The following is a 14,121-nucleotide window of genomic DNA, read 5'->3' as shown; positions in this document are numbered from 1 at the left end:
GGCGACCATGGTCGCCTTTTTCATACTTAAATACTTATATATTTAAATTATAAATCGCTTGCGCTGGTATCGAGTGGTGCAAAGCTTTTAACTAACTCATCAACCGCTTTCATTTGCGATAAATAACCTTCTAGCTTGCTTAGTGCAAGTGCACATGGGCCATCACATTTTGCTTCATTCGGATTAGGGTGCGCTTCAATAAATAAACCCGCAATACCTAATGCCATACCACTGCGAGCAAGTTCTGCAGCTTGTGCACGGCGACCATCCGCAGAGTCAGCTCGGCCTCCTGGGCGTTGTAATGCGTGCGTTGCATCAAAGATAACCGGCGCCATAGGCTTCATGTCATCCATACCAAGCATATCAACCACAAGATTGTTATAACCAAAACTAGTACCACGCTCACACAGTGCAACATTGTTGTTGCCCGCTTCATTAAACTTTTTAATGATATGACGCATTTCGTGTGGAGCTAAAAACTGTGGCTTTTTCACATTGATAATAGCGCCAGTTTTTGCCATGGCTACAACTAAGTCAGTTTGACGAGCAAGGAATGCCGGTAACTGAATTACATCAACCACTTCAGCCACAGGCGCAGCTTGATGCGGCTCATGTACGTCAGTGATCAGTGGCACATTAAAAGTAGATTTAATTTCTTCAAAGATTTTTAAACCTTCTTCCATACCAGGACCGCGGTATGAATTAATTGAAGAGCGGTTCGCTTTATCAAAGGATGCTTTAAAAACGTATGGAATGTTTAGCTTTGATGTAACTTCTACATAATGCTCCGCAATTCGCATCGCTAAATCACGTGATTCAAGTACGTTCATACCGCCAAACAATACAAATGGTTTGTCGTTGGCTAATTCAATCTCGTTAATTTTAATTAACTGGTTGTTCATTTCTATTCCTTAAGGTGCAACAGCTTGTAGCATTAATCCACAAATATAAGCCATGTAAGTACCAACACCATAGCCTAAAACAGCAAGTAAAACACCTACTGGCGCAAGTGATGGGTGGAATGCTGATGCAACAACAGGTGCTGATGCTGCGCCGCCTACATTGGCCTGAGAGCCTACCGCCATATAAAACAGTGGTGCTTTAATTAGTTTCGCCACAATAAGCATTAAGCTTGCGTGAGTAATCATCCAAATAACACCGAGTACGAAGTACATTGGTGAATCAAAAATCGCGGTAATATTCATGTGTAAGCCAATTGAAGCAACAAGAATATATAAAAAGCTTGATGCTACTTTTGACGCACCAAAAGCTTCAATATGGCGAACTTTAGTAAACGATAAACTAATACCAATTGTGGTAGAGATAACGATTAACCAGAAGAATTTACTGTTTAAACTATACTCTTGTGCCCACGGGAAGTTAGCCCCAAAAAACGGACCTAAAAAGTCAGCACAAAAATGTGCAAGGCCAGTAATACCAAAGGCAATTGCGATAATCGTCATGTAATCATTTAGAGTTGGCATGCGCGCATGCTCAGCATGATACTTTTCTACGCGCTCTTTTAAATCTTCAATTGCACGCGTATCTGCGCCTGTTTTAGCATCAATCGCCTTATGGTTTGCTGCCATTAATAACAGTACGGCCATCCATAAGTTAGCCACAATCACATCAACTGTCACCATTGCAGAGAAGATATCGCCGCCTACTTCAAACATTTCTTTCATTGAAGCTTGGTTTGCGCCGCCACCAATCCAGCTACCGGCGATAGTCGTCATACCACGCCACACTGCGTCAGGGCCATGGCCGCCCACAGCTTCTGGGTAAACGGCGCTCATTACTAAGATAGCCAAAGGGCCACCAATAACAATACCCAAGGTACCTGTTAAAAACATGATTAATGCTTTTGGCCCAAGGTTTAGGATCGCTTTTAAATCAATACTGATGGTAAGCAATATTAAGCAAGCTGGCAGTAAATAGCGTGACGCTACAAAATATACATTCGAAGAATGACCATCAACAATCCCAAAAGTATTGAGTAATGATGGTAAAAAGTAGCAAAGCAATAATGCTGGTACATATTTATAAAATTTTTGGCAGGCAGCATTATTACTGTGCGAGGTTTTAAAAATAAACCCCAAAATAACGGCAAGCAAACCAAGTACGACTGCGTCATTGGTAATTAGCGCACTGTGGGCGTCAGTCATAAATGTTCCTTTAAATTAGTGGTGTGTATTATTGTTGTCTTCTATTTCAGCAATCTGGTGCTGAATTAATTCGATAGCGGGATCATCTGGGCACTCATTAATAAAGTACTGCAAATCATCACGCGCCATTTTTGGGCAATCTAGCTGATTAAGTAAATAGCCGCGGTCACGACGCTCATAAGGGTCATCACCAAGTAATTCCATCAGCATATCAACACAATGCAATGCATGACCAAATTTACTTTCGCTGATGAACGACCATTTTTGCTGTGCTAGATACAGCTTATAAAGCTCTTCTTCAAAAATCAGTTCAAGCGGTTCTTGCTCATCACCATTTTCTTCACAGGCATTCTCAGGTGTTATATACCAGCTCTGCTGACCTGTGCTTGGCTCAATTAAATAGCCCTCTTCATCACTCATCCCAACGTGAACGTGCACGTCTCCCTGACTAAGTGTGACCGTGGCATCAAGTTCAGCATGCTGTAATAAATGACAAAGTAAAATTGCCAGCGTGGTTTGCGTGCCACTGCGCATAGTAATGGTATAGCTAAAGCTATTTAACGTGTACTCTGGCACTTTTAAGCTTGATGAGCTAAACAGCCATTGCTGATAAAAGGTATCAAGTAACTTATCGAGACGCTCATGTGGCTCTTTTAATTCGGCGCAAAGAGCTGTTACCGTATTTTCAAGCTCATTAAGGGTGTCATAACAGGCTGTTAAATCAGCTTGTTGATCCCACTTTAATTCAGCGTCGATACAACGATAAAGCACTTTAGAAGAAAATGCGTCAAAGGCCTCATCTTGATAGGATTCATTTTGATCTTCAAACCAAGGGGTGGTCATTTATACTGCTACATGTCTTTCAAAAACGAACAGCTAGTTTACCTACTTTTGCTTTAAGTTACCAATACTGAGCGTTGAGATATAAAAAAGCGGTACGACAGCCAATGCAATCAAATACCGCTCAGAGATTTGTTATAAAAGAAGTGCTGTTTTTGCAGATGCTAAATAACCAATTGCTAATAAAATAAGCGTGGTGATCGCAAGTAATACAAGCTTCGCGCTATTTGCACTTTGCTTAGCGGCAACCACACCGAGTACAATATAAGCAACCACTAAGATTATCTTTTCTAATAACCAAGATTGTTCAAGCGGGTTAAAACCGGCCATTACAATTAATGCCACTGCAGAAATAAGTAATAAGGTGTCGATACTGTGGCTGCCGATAAACACTACTTTGTTTTTTGCCAGAACGCCCGTCTTTAAGCGAGAGAAAGAACGAACGTAGAATAAGATAATACTCAACACGGCAAATAACATGTGAGTATGTTTTACTGCTAAATAATCCATATGCCCCTAATTTTATTTTAATTAATCTGGATAACGTACAAGTACGTCTTCTATTTCTTTAATTCGCTGATTAAACACATCAATCAACTTTGGATCAAATTGTTTGCCCTGTTGCGCGTTAATTTCTTTCACAACATCGTCAAGCGACCACGGCTCTTTGTAGCAGCGCTTATGACGTAGTGCATCGAATACATCAGCTAAAGCAACGATGCGACCTGCAATAGGGATGTCTTCGCCTTTCAACCCTTTCGGGTAGCCTGAACCATCCCAACGCTCATGGTGTGACAACGCAATCACTGCGCCAGTATTAACAATGTCACGATTGGAGTCTTTTAAAATTAAATGACCTTTTTCAGCATGAAGTTGCATGATAACCCACTCTTCATCGGTCAATGGCCCCGGCTTATTTAATATAGCGTCGGGAATACCCACTTTACCCACATCATGCAATGGCGCAGCTAAGCGAATAAGCTCTGCTTCGCGTTTTGATAGACCATAGCCCATGGCAAGTTCATAACAAATGTGCGACACACGCTTTACATGGTTACCTGTTTCTGTTGAACGTTGCTCTAACGCTTCACTGAGCCTAAATACTAACTCTTGTTGTGTTGCTTCGATTTCAGATTGTAACTGTACATTTTCATACGCCAGCTGCACATTTTGCGAAAAGATTTCAATCAAGTGACGCTGAGTGTCGGTTAAATGCTTAGGGATACCTGAAATAAACAACATGGAATTATGATTATATTCACTACTGCAATAGGCAAATAAATAGTTCTCACGATAAACAATGGTTTTTTCATTTAAAGCTTGCTGACAGGCTTGAAGCTGATCGTGACTTAACACCTCTTCAATCGCCTTGCCTTCACTGCGTTCAAACTCACCTCGGCCCGAAAACACCACTAGCTTCTTTTGGTTATCTTGCGGGTTACTCGCAACTAAACTGGTTGCATACATGGCCTGATCAACGGTTCCTAATAATGAGGTAAGTTGTTGCATCACCCCTTCAATAAAGCTTTCAAGAGAATGAGTTGAAAAGATATCACGTGAAGCTTTAATTATTTTTTCAAGGCCTTGACGAGATTGTTCTATCGACAAAATATCACGATATGAACGCAAGCTCGACATCACTACTGTGAACAGTTTTTGTGCTGTTAATTCAGTTTTTGATTTGTAGTCATTGATATCGTAATTAACGATGACTTGACGCTCTGGTGCTTGCCCAGGCTGACCAGTGCGAAGAATGATACGAATATGATTATTTTTTGCGGTTTCGCGAATAAACTTGGCAACTTTAAGGCCGGCATCGTCGGTTTCCATAACCACATCGAGTAATACGATAGCCGCATCTGGATGCTCTTGAATTACTTGCTTAGCTTCTTCACCTGAATAAGCACTAATAAACTCTAAACGTTTATCTTGAAATTCAAAGTCACTCAACGCAAGCTTTGTTACGGCATGTACTTCTGGCTCGTCATCAACGACGATGACTTTCCAACTACCCTGAACCACCTCATTAACTTCGTCAAGTGCTTCATCCGAAAACAAAAAATCATCCATTCTATGGGATCCTCAAAGGCTATGTACGCACAGTGCGCTTTATTGTTATTTAGGCCATTGTGCTAACGTTACACGGTCATTACCGCCAAGATCTTTAATTGTAAGTATATGGCTATACGACATTTGTGCAAAAAATTCTTGTACCTTCACACTTTGTTTGTAGCCATGTTCAATTAAAAGATAGCCATTTGTTGCTAAATAGTCACGTGCGATAGTAATAATTTGTTTAATATCAGCCATACCGTCGTCATCTGCAACTAATGCAGAGAGCGGCTCAAAGCGAACATCGCCTTGGCTTAAATGCTCATCATCATGTTCAATATACGGAGGATTGCTCACAATTAGGTCAAACTTTTGTGTACTTACTGCACTAAACCAGTTGCTCAACACAAAAGTGGCGTTGTTAATATTGAGTCGTTGTTTGTTCTCTTTGGCAAGCTCAACTGCATCAGCCACTCTATCAACCCCTGTCACCTGCCAATTAGGCATTTCACTGGCTAATGCCAAAGCAATTGCTCCTGTGCCAGTGCCTAAATCAAGCACGTTTGCAGCCGTAGGTAGCTCAAGGCCTAAGGCATATTCTACTAACGTTTCGGTATCAGGTCTTGGGATCAGGGTTGTTGGATTAACCTTTAAAGGAAGACTCCAAAATTCACGAAAGCCAACAATATGAGCAACTGGTTCACCATTTAAACGACGCTGACATGCTTGTTCAAAATCACGTTGTTGCTGTTCGGTAAGTTGTTTTTCGGGCCAAGTAAATAAGTAACTACGAGGTTTATCAAGAATGGATAATAACAGGACTTGTGCGTCTAACTTAGCACTGTCGCTGCTAGGCGTTAATAACGCCGTTGCAGCAACAATTGCTTGTTCAATGCATTGTGGCACGATTATTCATCGCCCATCGCGGCAAGTAAGTCAGCTTGGTGTTCTTGCATTAGAGGTTCGATAACACTTCCTAAATCACCAGCAACCACTTCATTCAAACGATAAAGTGTTAAATTAATACGGTGATCGGTAATACGACCTTGCGGGTAGTTATAAGTACGAATACGCTCAGAACGGTCACCGCTACCTACTAGGTTACGACGTTCTGATGCTTCCGCCGCTTGACGCTTTTCATCTTCAGCTTGTTGTAAGCGTGCGCCAAGTACAGACATCGCTTTGGCACGGTTTTTATGCTGTGAACGCTCATCCTGACACTCTACAACCACACCCGTTGGAATGTGTGTAATACGGATTGCTGAGTCAGTTTTATTTACGTGCTGACCACCGGCACCCGATGCACGGAAGGTATCGACTTTAATATCAGCAGGGTTAATTTCAATTGCTTCCGCTTCAGGAATTTCGGCCATAACGGCTACCGTACACGCTGAGGTATGAACACGGCCTTGCGATTCTGTCTCTGGAACACGTTGTACACGGTGCGCACCTGATTCAAACTTAAGCTGACCATACACACCTTCGCCAGAGATATGCGCAATCACTTCTTTATAACCGCCGTGCTCACCTTCGTTAGTACTTACTACTTCTACTTTCCACTTTTTAGTTTCAGCGTAGCGGCTGTACATACGGAATAAGTCACCTGCGAAGATAGCAGCTTCATCACCACCGGTACCGGCACGAACCTCTAAATAGACGTTATTATTGTCTTTAGGGTCTTTTGGTAACATTAGAATTTGGATTTCATCTTCTAATGCAATAATTTGTGCTTTTGCTTCTTTGTATTCTTCTTGCGCCATTTCACGCATATCAGGATCAGAGTCTTTTAACATTTCTTCTGCTGTAGCAACATCATCTTGGGCTTGTTGGTAAGCTAAAAATGCTTTTACGATTTCTTCTAATTCTGAGTATTCTTTAGATAAGGCACGAAAGCGATTTTGGTCGCTGATCACAGAGGGGTCGCTTAGTAGCGCTTGCACTTCCTCATAACGCTCAACTAAGGTTTCTAATTTTCTATAAACAGACTCTTTCATTTAACGACTATTCCTGATCAATACCTAACATTTTCTTTAATTGGCTTAACTCCGCTGCTTCACCTTTTTTAGCAGCATCTTGAATGGCACGGGTAGGTGCGTGCATCAAGCGGTTGGTCAGTTTGTTTGCCAACTCGAGTATTACTTTTTCTGCCTCTTTACCTGCTTGTAGCTGGCCAAGGGCTTTTTCGACAAGTTCTGACTTTATATCTTGTACATCGTTGCGATAATGGCGAATAAGATCCACCGAATCGAGTGAACGCAACCACATAGCAAATTCATCGGTACGTGAGCGAATAATAGCTTGCGCTTGCTCCGCAGCCTGCTCACGGGCCGCGATATTCTCGCTTACTATGGCTTGTAAGTCATCAACTGAATACAAATAGGCAGCATCTAATTCGCCTACTTGGCTTTCGATATCACGCGGTACCGCGATATCGATAAATAACATTGGTTTGTGGCGGCGCTTTTTCAACGCCTGCTCTACCACCCCTTTACCGATAATAGGCAAGGTACTGGCGGTTGAACTAATAACAATATCGGCGTCGTGTAAACGCTCAGGTAACTGGGCAAGTGCAATCACATCCGCATCAACCTCACTCGCTAAAGTTTTAGCGCGTTCAATAGTACGGTTTGCCACCGTGATTTTTTGCGGATCGTTTTGGTATAAGTGCTTAGCAACTAGTTCAATCGTTTCACCTGCACCAATTAGCAGTACATTGGTTTTATCTAGTTTGCCGTAAATATGTTTCGCAAGATTAACCGCGGCATAAGCAACAGATACTGCGCTAGCACCAATATCAGTTTCGGTACGAACTTGTTTTGCGACAGAAAATGTTTTTTGAAACAAACGGTCAAAAGTTACACCAATGGCATCGTGAGTTTTTGCATTATGGTAGGCTTGTTTTATTTGCCCTAAAATTTGCGGCTCACCGAGTACTAACGAATCTAGACCACAAGACACTCGCATTAAATGATTAATTGCTTCGTGATCTTCATGATAATAGATATTATTGCTCAGTTCATGTTCATCCAATCCATGGAAACTGGCTAACCAGTGCAACAGGGTTTGGGAATTACGCTCAGCAAGGCTACAATAGATTTCAGTTCGGTTGCAGGTCGAAACAATAACCGCTTCATTAAAATGCGCATGACCACTTAATTGCTGTAACGCCTCAGACATTTGCTCAGGCGAAAACGCGACTTTTTCGCGTAATTCTACGGATGCGGTTTTGTGATTTATACCAAGTGCTACGATGGTCATATGTACCAAATATTGCTAAGCCCAGCTGTAAAGGCATTAATTTTACCAAAAATCAGCGGAATATGGAAAGTAAGGAACGACATTTGATTAAACAATATTTGATTTTATTCATGTTTTTTTTATTTATCGGCGGTTGTGCGCAAAAAATTTCAACAGTTGATTACATTTATCCTGACTGGAAAAGCCGATTAGAACAACAAGCTCAATGGCAAGTGCAAGGCAAAATGGCATTTATTAGTACAGAGCAGCGCCAGTCAGCCAATTTAAATTGGCAACATGATGAGCAATACAGCGACATGGTGCTTACCAGTTTTATTGGTACCCGTATTCTGTCTTTAAAGCAAAATGCACAAGGTGCTGAACTTGAGTATGACGACAATGTATATACCGACCGTGATGCCTCAATGTTGTTATATCGTTTAACCGGTTTTTCAATCCCATTAGATAATGCCGCAAAGTGGCTAAAAGGTACCGTCGAGAGCGACCAAGCAAGCCATGATGAGCAAGGCCGTTTAAAAAGTCTTATTTGGCAAGCTCACAATGGTCAACAGTGGCAAGTAACCTATTCAGACTTCATCAAACAAGATGGTTATTGGCTTCCTGTTAAGCTAAGCCTTAAAAACAATAAAATTCGTATTAAAATTCAACTTAATGATTGGCAGTTAAATTAATCATGACACACGCTTCAACCGCCCCGCTAACGTTAATAGCACCTGCAAAACTTAATTTATTCCTTCATATAAATGGTCGCCGTAAAGATGGCTACCATGAACTCGAAACCTTATTTACCTTTTTAGAGTTTGGTGATGACTTAACATTTACGGTTAGTAACGAGCCAGATATTTTAGTAACCGGTGATACAAACGGTATTGAGCTTGCAGATAACCTTATATATAAAGCAGCCCGTTTATTACAACAGCACTGTGATTGCCAACAAGGCGCTTCAATAAAGCTATTAAAACGTTTGCCTATGGGCGGCGGTGTTGGCGGCGGCTCATCCGATGCAGCCACTACCCTTCTTGCTCTTAATAAACTATGGGATTGTGATTTATCACTTACAGAATTAGCTCAGCTTGGGGTGAAATTAGGCGCTGATGTACCAGTATTTATCAATGGTCACACTGCCATTGCGCATGGGATTGGCGAGCAGCTAGAAAATGTTGAATTACCGCAAAGTTGGTTCTGTGTGGTGCATCCAGGGCAGCATGTGAGCACCGCGAAAATTTTTACCCATCCAGATTTAAAGCGCGACACACCTAAGCTAAAAGCAGACTGGCAAACAGAAAATTTAGGCAATGATTGTGAGGCTTTAGTTAAAAAGCTCTGCCCCGAGGTTGAAAAAGCCCTGCAGTGGTTGCTAAAATACGCCCCGTCAAAGATGACTGGTACAGGCGCTTGCTGCTTTGCTGAGTTTTCAACCGAGGCACAAGCACAACAAGTTTTAGCTCAATTACCAGAAAAATGGACAGGTTTTGTTGCAAGTAGTGCTACACTTTCTCCTGCTCATACAGCATTAAATGCTCACTTTGAAATGAAGTAACGTACAAGTAAATGTTAACCTGCTTTGGTGCCTACCATAGCCTGTTAGTCCCAAAATTCAGTGCCTGAGGAACCCTACCGTGCCTGACATGAAGCTCTTCGCTGGTAACGCAACACCTGAGCTAGCTCAAAAAGTTGCAAAACGTTTGTATATTGAATTAGGCGATGCTGTTGTTGGCCGTTTTAGTGACGGTGAGATCAGTGTTCAAATTAATGAAAATGTTCGTGGCTCTGACGTTTTCATTGTCCAATCAACCTGTAACCCTACTAACGATAACTTAATGGAGCTTATCGTTATGGTTGATGCCCTACGTCGTGCGTCTGCTGGACGTATTACTGCCGTTATCCCTTACTTTGGTTATTCACGTCAAGACCGCCGCGTGCGTTCTGCTCGTGTACCAATTACAGCTAAAGTAGTTGCAGATTTCCTTTCAAGTGTTGGTGTTGACCGCGTTCTAACGGTTGATTTACACGCTGAACAAATCCAAGGTTTCTTCGACGTACCAGTTGATAACGTATTTGGTAGCCCAGTTCTACTTGAAGATATGAAAGAACGCGACTTCGATGACGTTGTTGTTGTTTCTCCTGATATCGGTGGTGTTGTTCGAGCTCGTGCAATCGCTAAGCTATTAAACGACACAGACCTTGCTATTATCGACAAGCGTCGTCCACAAGCAAACGTTTCACAAGTAATGCACATTATTGGTGACGTTGAAGGTCGTGACTGTATCATCGTTGATGACATGATCGATACCGGTGGCACTTTATGTAAAGCAGCAGCAGCGCTTAAAGAACACGGTGCAAAACGCGTATTTGCTTACGCTACTCACCCAGTACTTTCTGGTAATGCAGCTGAGAACATCCGTAATTCAGTGATTGACGAAGTTATTGTGACTGACTCAATTACACTGTCTGATGAGCTTAAAGCAATTGATAAAATCAAAGTGCTTACGCTTGCAGATATGCTTGCTGAAACAATCCGTCGTATCAGCAACGAAGAATCTATTTCAGCGATGTTTGAACACTAATCAACATTACTGTAATACTAAAAAAAGCACCGCCTAGGTGCTTTTTTTGTAGTCGTTATTTATTTTCCCCGAAAGGGGTGGTATGATAGCGCGCCTTTTGGCTAGGGACCTTGGTCGCAAAGGCCCTAAGACTATTAATTATTGGAGACATTATGTCAACTTACACATACAATGCAGAATTACGTACAGAAACAGGTACTGGTGCGAGCCGCCGCCTACGCCGTGAAGATAAAGTTCCTGCAATCCTTTACGGTGCTGACAAAGAAGCTGCATCAATCGTTCTTGCACACAAAGATATGATCAAAGCGCAAGAAGACGAAGGTTTCTACACGCACATCCTTACTTTAAACATCGGTGGCGAGTCAGTTGAAGCTATCCTTAAAGATATTCAACGTCACCCGTACAAGCCTAAGATCACTCACTTAGACTTCCAACGTGTAGATGCTACTCACAAACTTCACACTAAAGTGCCTGTACACTTCATCGGTGAAGAGAAAGTAACTAAAGCTGGTAACACTGTTGTTCACCAATTAACTGAAATCGAAATCACGTGTCTTCCTAAAGCACTTCCTGAGTTCATTGAAGTTAACGTTTCAGATTTAGTAGCTGGTGATTCAATCCACCTTTCTGACCTTAAACTTCCTTCAGGTGTTTCATCTGTTGAGCTAACTAAAGGCGCTGATCACGATCAGTCAGTTGTTACTGTTAAAGCTAACAAAGCAGCTCCAGCTGAAGAAGAAGCTTCAGAAGACGCTGCAGAATAATTTTTAAGGTGTAAACACCTTGAATTCTATTCAAATGCTTGTGGGCCTGGCTAATCCAGGCCCCGAATACGCAAACACACGCCATAATGCAGGTGCTTGGTTCATCGAAGAACTGGCTGCACGTTATAACTGCACACTCAAACATGATCCTAAATATCACGGCCTCACCGGCAAAGTGATTATTCAAGGCCAAGAATTTAAATTACTGATCCCTACAACTTATATGAATTTAAGTGGTAAGGCGGTGAGTAGTCTCGCTAATTTCTTTAAAATCCCTGTTGAGAACATTCTCGTTGCTCATGACGAAATGGACTTAGATCCTGGGATTGCAAAACTTAAAAAAGGTGGCGGCCACGGCGGTCATAATGGTTTAAAAGATATTATTGCGAAAATGGCAAACCAAAAAGATTTCATGCGCCTTCGCATAGGCATTGGTCATCCAGGTCACCGAGAAATGGTAACAGGCTGGGTGCTAGGTAAAGCCGCGAAAGACGATCAAGAAAAAATGGACGCCGCCGTTGACGAAGCAGTTCGTTGTATGGAAATACTTGCAAAAGATGGTGTGTTAAAAGCACAAAACAGACTACATTCATTTAAACCTTAATCCGTTTTAATGAAATTACACAAGGTATCTTACTATGGGTTTTAAATGTGGCATCGTTGGTTTGCCAAACGTTGGTAAATCAACTCTATTTAATGCACTAACTAAAGCGGGTATTGAAGCCGCTAACTTCCCTTTCTGTACCATTGAGCCTAACACGGGTGTGGTACCGGTTCCTGATGCGCGCTTAAATGATTTAGCCGCTATCGTAAATCCTCAGCGTATTTTACCAACGACGATGGAATTCGTTGATATTGCAGGTCTAGTAAAAGGCGCATCGAAAGGTGAAGGTTTAGGTAACCAATTCTTAGCAAACATTCGTGAAACAGATGCGATTGGTCACGTTGTTCGTTGTTTTGAAGACGAAAACATTGTTCACGTTGCTGGCACAATTGACCCTGCTGATGATATCGACGTAATTAACACTGAATTAGTACTTGCTGATATGGACAGTGCTGATAAAGCGATTGTTCGTAATGCTAAAAAAGCAAAAGGCGGCGACAAAGACGCTAAAGAGCAAAATGCTGTTTTAGAAAAAGTAAAAGTACACTTAGATGAAGGTTTAACGTTACGTTCTTTAGAACTAACAAAAGAAGAAAAAGCAGCGATTAAGCCGCTTAACTTCTTAACAATCAAACCTACCATGTATATTGCTAACGTGGCAGAAGATGGTTTTGAAAATAACCCTTACCTAGACAAAGTACGTGAAATTGCTGCTGCAGAAGATGCGGTTGTTATTCCAGTATGTGCAGCGATTGAATCTGAGTTATCTGAACTTGAAGAAGAAGATAAACTAGAATTTATGGCTGACCTAGGTTTAGAAGAGCCAGGTCTTAACTTAGTGATCCGTGGTGGTTACGAGTTACTTAAATTACAAACCTACTTCACTGCTGGCGTTAAAGAAGTACGTGCATGGACAATCCCAGTAGGTGCGACTGCACCACAAGCTGCGGGTAAAATCCACACTGACTTTGAGCGTGGCTTTATCCGTGCACAAACTATTGCATTTGACGACTACATTGCGTTTAAAGGCGAAAGCGGTGCTAAAGAAGCTGGTAAGATGCGTCAAGAAGGTAAAGAGTACATCGTTAAAGACGGCGATGTGATGAACTTCTTATTTAACGTATAAGCATATTTGCTCATTCGATTTTAAAAGGCTCGTTATTACGAGCCTTTTTTATTGTCTAAATATTACTAACCCTTCCTAAAACATCAAAGCATGGTGAGTAATACTTCTGCAGCCTTACCTCTGCTTGTTCTTTTTAGTGATGTACGGTGTTATTTATGCTTAACAGTGAATCGTCGTCGAAAGCAAATGAGTGATAACAACAGTTAATTGAGGGGATTTCAAAGCTCGCTAGCAATTTTGCGACCTATTGACTGCTCGATTAGCAAATTGTGGGGATTTTAAAAGTAAAAATAAGCCCCCTTAGTGACAAAATAGCCTATATAAATTCATTCGCTTTCGCTTTTTTATGTTTAAATCACCTAAAAGATCACGCTAACTAATTTTGAAACTTGATTTTTGTATGAAAATCAAGCAGCTTTAAATGTACGTTTTAAAACTCTTACGATGCGTTTGGGAATTAAACTCATAAATTGCAGTCAAAAAAACAGCAATTTAAATGAAATTTCGCCACTTAGCTTAATTTTAATGCAAACAAACACTGATAAGCATTTTTTTGCAAAAAAGGTGTTGACGGATTTAGGTCATATCAGCATAATACGCCCCGCACTCAGCGATGAAGTGCTAACAAAAAAGATGGCTAAGTAGCTCAGTTGGTTAGAGCACATCACTCATAATGATGGGGTCACAGGTTCAAATCCCGTCTTAGCCACCATTCTTTTTGTTGCTCAATGAAGAGTTTAAAATA

At 41.4% G+C, this 14,121-nt stretch carries 14 protein-coding genes and 1 tRNA gene; 7 read left to right on the top strand and 8 right to left on the bottom strand.

Translation table 11 applies throughout. The annotated features are described in order from the left end of the window. Nucleotides 1-47: 47 nt before the first annotated feature. The 8 genes from kdsA to hemA all read right to left on the bottom strand — a co-directional run bounded on the left by kdsA (nt 48) and on the right by hemA (nt 8,315). Entirely contained in the window at nt 48-902 is an 855-nt protein-coding gene (gene kdsA / locus CWC02_RS19945) for a 3-deoxy-8-phosphooctulonate synthase (protein WP_138619882.1), read from the bottom strand. A 9-nt stretch (nt 903-911) separates the two neighbouring features. Further along, complete coding sequence (locus CWC02_RS19940; RefSeq protein WP_054551643.1) at nt 912-2,165, bottom strand: DUF819 family protein; 1,254 nt, start codon at nt 2,163-2,165, stop codon at nt 912-914. Nucleotides 2,166-2,180: 15 nt separating this feature from the next. Further along, on the bottom strand, nt 2,181-3,008 hold the full coding sequence (locus tag CWC02_RS19935) for a tetratricopeptide repeat protein (protein ID WP_054551644.1): 828 nt from the start codon (nt 3,006-3,008) through the stop codon (nt 2,181-2,183). A gap of 132 nt (nt 3,009-3,140) precedes the next feature. Beyond that, nucleotides 3,141-3,515 carry a SirB2 family protein gene (locus CWC02_RS19930; RefSeq protein ID WP_138602680.1) on the bottom strand — a complete coding sequence of 125 codons (375 nt, stop codon included), beginning with the start codon at nt 3,513-3,515 and terminating at the stop codon, nt 3,141-3,143. Nucleotides 3,516-3,536: 21 nt separating this feature from the next. Then, a complete protein-coding gene (locus CWC02_RS19925) occupies nt 3,537-5,075 on the bottom strand; it encodes a response regulator (RefSeq protein ID WP_138619881.1) in 1,539 nt (512 codons plus the stop codon). Nucleotides 5,076-5,120: 45 nt separating this feature from the next. Further along, the gene (gene prmC / locus CWC02_RS19920; protein WP_138619880.1) at nt 5,121-5,963 is read right to left on the bottom strand and encodes a peptide chain release factor N(5)-glutamine methyltransferase; all 843 of its coding nucleotides are present in this window, start codon (nt 5,961-5,963) and stop codon (nt 5,121-5,123) included. 2 nt (nt 5,964-5,965) lie between these two features. After that, nucleotides 5,966-7,051, bottom strand: coding sequence for a peptide chain release factor 1 (gene prfA / locus CWC02_RS19915; RefSeq protein ID WP_054551648.1), 1,086 nt, complete (start codon nt 7,049-7,051; stop codon nt 5,966-5,968). Nucleotides 7,052-7,058: 7 nt separating this feature from the next. Beyond that, on the bottom strand, nt 7,059-8,315 hold the full coding sequence (gene hemA, locus CWC02_RS19910) for a glutamyl-tRNA reductase (RefSeq protein ID WP_054551649.1): 1,257 nt from the start codon (nt 8,313-8,315) through the stop codon (nt 7,059-7,061). Nucleotides 8,316-8,398: 83 nt separating this feature from the next. Here hemA and lolB point away from each other — a divergent pair, with 83 nt between their 5' ends. From lolB to CWC02_RS19875, 7 genes are all read left to right on the top strand, one after another. Further along, nucleotides 8,399-8,986 (top strand): lipoprotein insertase outer membrane protein LolB, encoded by a 588-nt coding sequence (lolB, locus tag CWC02_RS19905; protein WP_138619878.1) that lies wholly within the window; start codon nt 8,399-8,401, stop codon nt 8,984-8,986. A 2-nt stretch (nt 8,987-8,988) separates the two neighbouring features. Further along, the gene (ispE, locus tag CWC02_RS19900; protein WP_138619877.1) at nt 8,989-9,855 is read left to right on the top strand and encodes a 4-(cytidine 5'-diphospho)-2-C-methyl-D-erythritol kinase; all 867 of its coding nucleotides are present in this window, start codon (nt 8,989-8,991) and stop codon (nt 9,853-9,855) included. A 79-nt stretch (nt 9,856-9,934) separates the two neighbouring features. Then, nucleotides 9,935-10,882, top strand: a complete 948-nt coding sequence (locus CWC02_RS19895; RefSeq protein WP_054551652.1) for a ribose-phosphate pyrophosphokinase — start codon at nt 9,935-9,937, stop codon at nt 10,880-10,882. A gap of 152 nt (nt 10,883-11,034) precedes the next feature. Continuing rightward, on the top strand, nt 11,035-11,646 hold the full coding sequence (locus CWC02_RS19890) for a 50S ribosomal protein L25/general stress protein Ctc (RefSeq protein WP_138619876.1): 612 nt from the start codon (nt 11,035-11,037) through the stop codon (nt 11,644-11,646). A gap of 19 nt (nt 11,647-11,665) precedes the next feature. Next, entirely contained in the window at nt 11,666-12,250 is a 585-nt protein-coding gene (gene pth / locus CWC02_RS19885) for an aminoacyl-tRNA hydrolase (protein ID WP_082389177.1), read from the top strand. Between the two features lie 34 nt (nt 12,251-12,284). Then, nucleotides 12,285-13,376: a redox-regulated ATPase YchF gene (gene ychF, locus CWC02_RS19880; protein WP_054551655.1), complete on the top strand. Its 1,092-nt coding sequence runs from the start codon at nt 12,285-12,287 to the stop codon at nt 13,374-13,376. 635 nt (nt 13,377-14,011) lie between these two features. Further along, nucleotides 14,012-14,088: transfer RNA gene (locus CWC02_RS19875), tRNA-Met, on the top strand. Nucleotides 14,089-14,121: the final 33 nt, after the last annotated feature.

Origin of the sequence: Pseudoalteromonas sp. S2721 (genome assembly GCF_005887425.1) — a bacterium.
Classification (GTDB): Bacteria; Pseudomonadota; Gammaproteobacteria; order Enterobacterales; family Alteromonadaceae; genus Pseudoalteromonas; species Pseudoalteromonas simplex.
This window is presented reverse-complemented; position numbering and strand designations above follow the sequence as displayed.

Bases quoted from the DNA above. Each gene is read 5' to 3' on its own strand.
- ychF (WP_054551655.1), top strand. From the start codon at position 12,285: ATGGGTTTTAAATGTGGCATCGTTGGTTTGCCAAACGTTGGTAAATCA.
- kdsA (WP_138619882.1), bottom strand. From the start codon at position 902: ATGAACAACCAGTTAATTAAAATTAACGAGATTGAATTAGCCAACGAC.
- hemA (WP_054551649.1), bottom strand. From the start codon at position 8,315: ATGACCATCGTAGCACTTGGTATAAATCACAAAACCGCATCCGTAGAA.
- CWC02_RS19890 (WP_138619876.1), top strand. From the start codon at position 11,035: ATGTCAACTTACACATACAATGCAGAATTACGTACAGAAACAGGTACT.
- CWC02_RS19925 (WP_138619881.1), bottom strand. From the start codon at position 5,075: ATGGATGATTTTTTGTTTTCGGATGAAGCACTTGACGAAGTTAATGAG.
- prfA (WP_054551648.1), bottom strand. From the start codon at position 7,051: ATGAAAGAGTCTGTTTATAGAAAATTAGAAACCTTAGTTGAGCGTTAT.
- CWC02_RS19935 (WP_054551644.1), bottom strand. From the start codon at position 3,008: ATGACCACCCCTTGGTTTGAAGATCAAAATGAATCCTATCAAGATGAG.
- CWC02_RS19940 (WP_054551643.1), bottom strand. From the start codon at position 2,165: ATGACTGACGCCCACAGTGCGCTAATTACCAATGACGCAGTCGTACTT.
- ispE (WP_138619877.1), top strand. From the start codon at position 8,989: ATGACACACGCTTCAACCGCCCCGCTAACGTTAATAGCACCTGCAAAA.
- CWC02_RS19930 (WP_138602680.1), bottom strand. From the start codon at position 3,515: ATGGATTATTTAGCAGTAAAACATACTCACATGTTATTTGCCGTGTTG.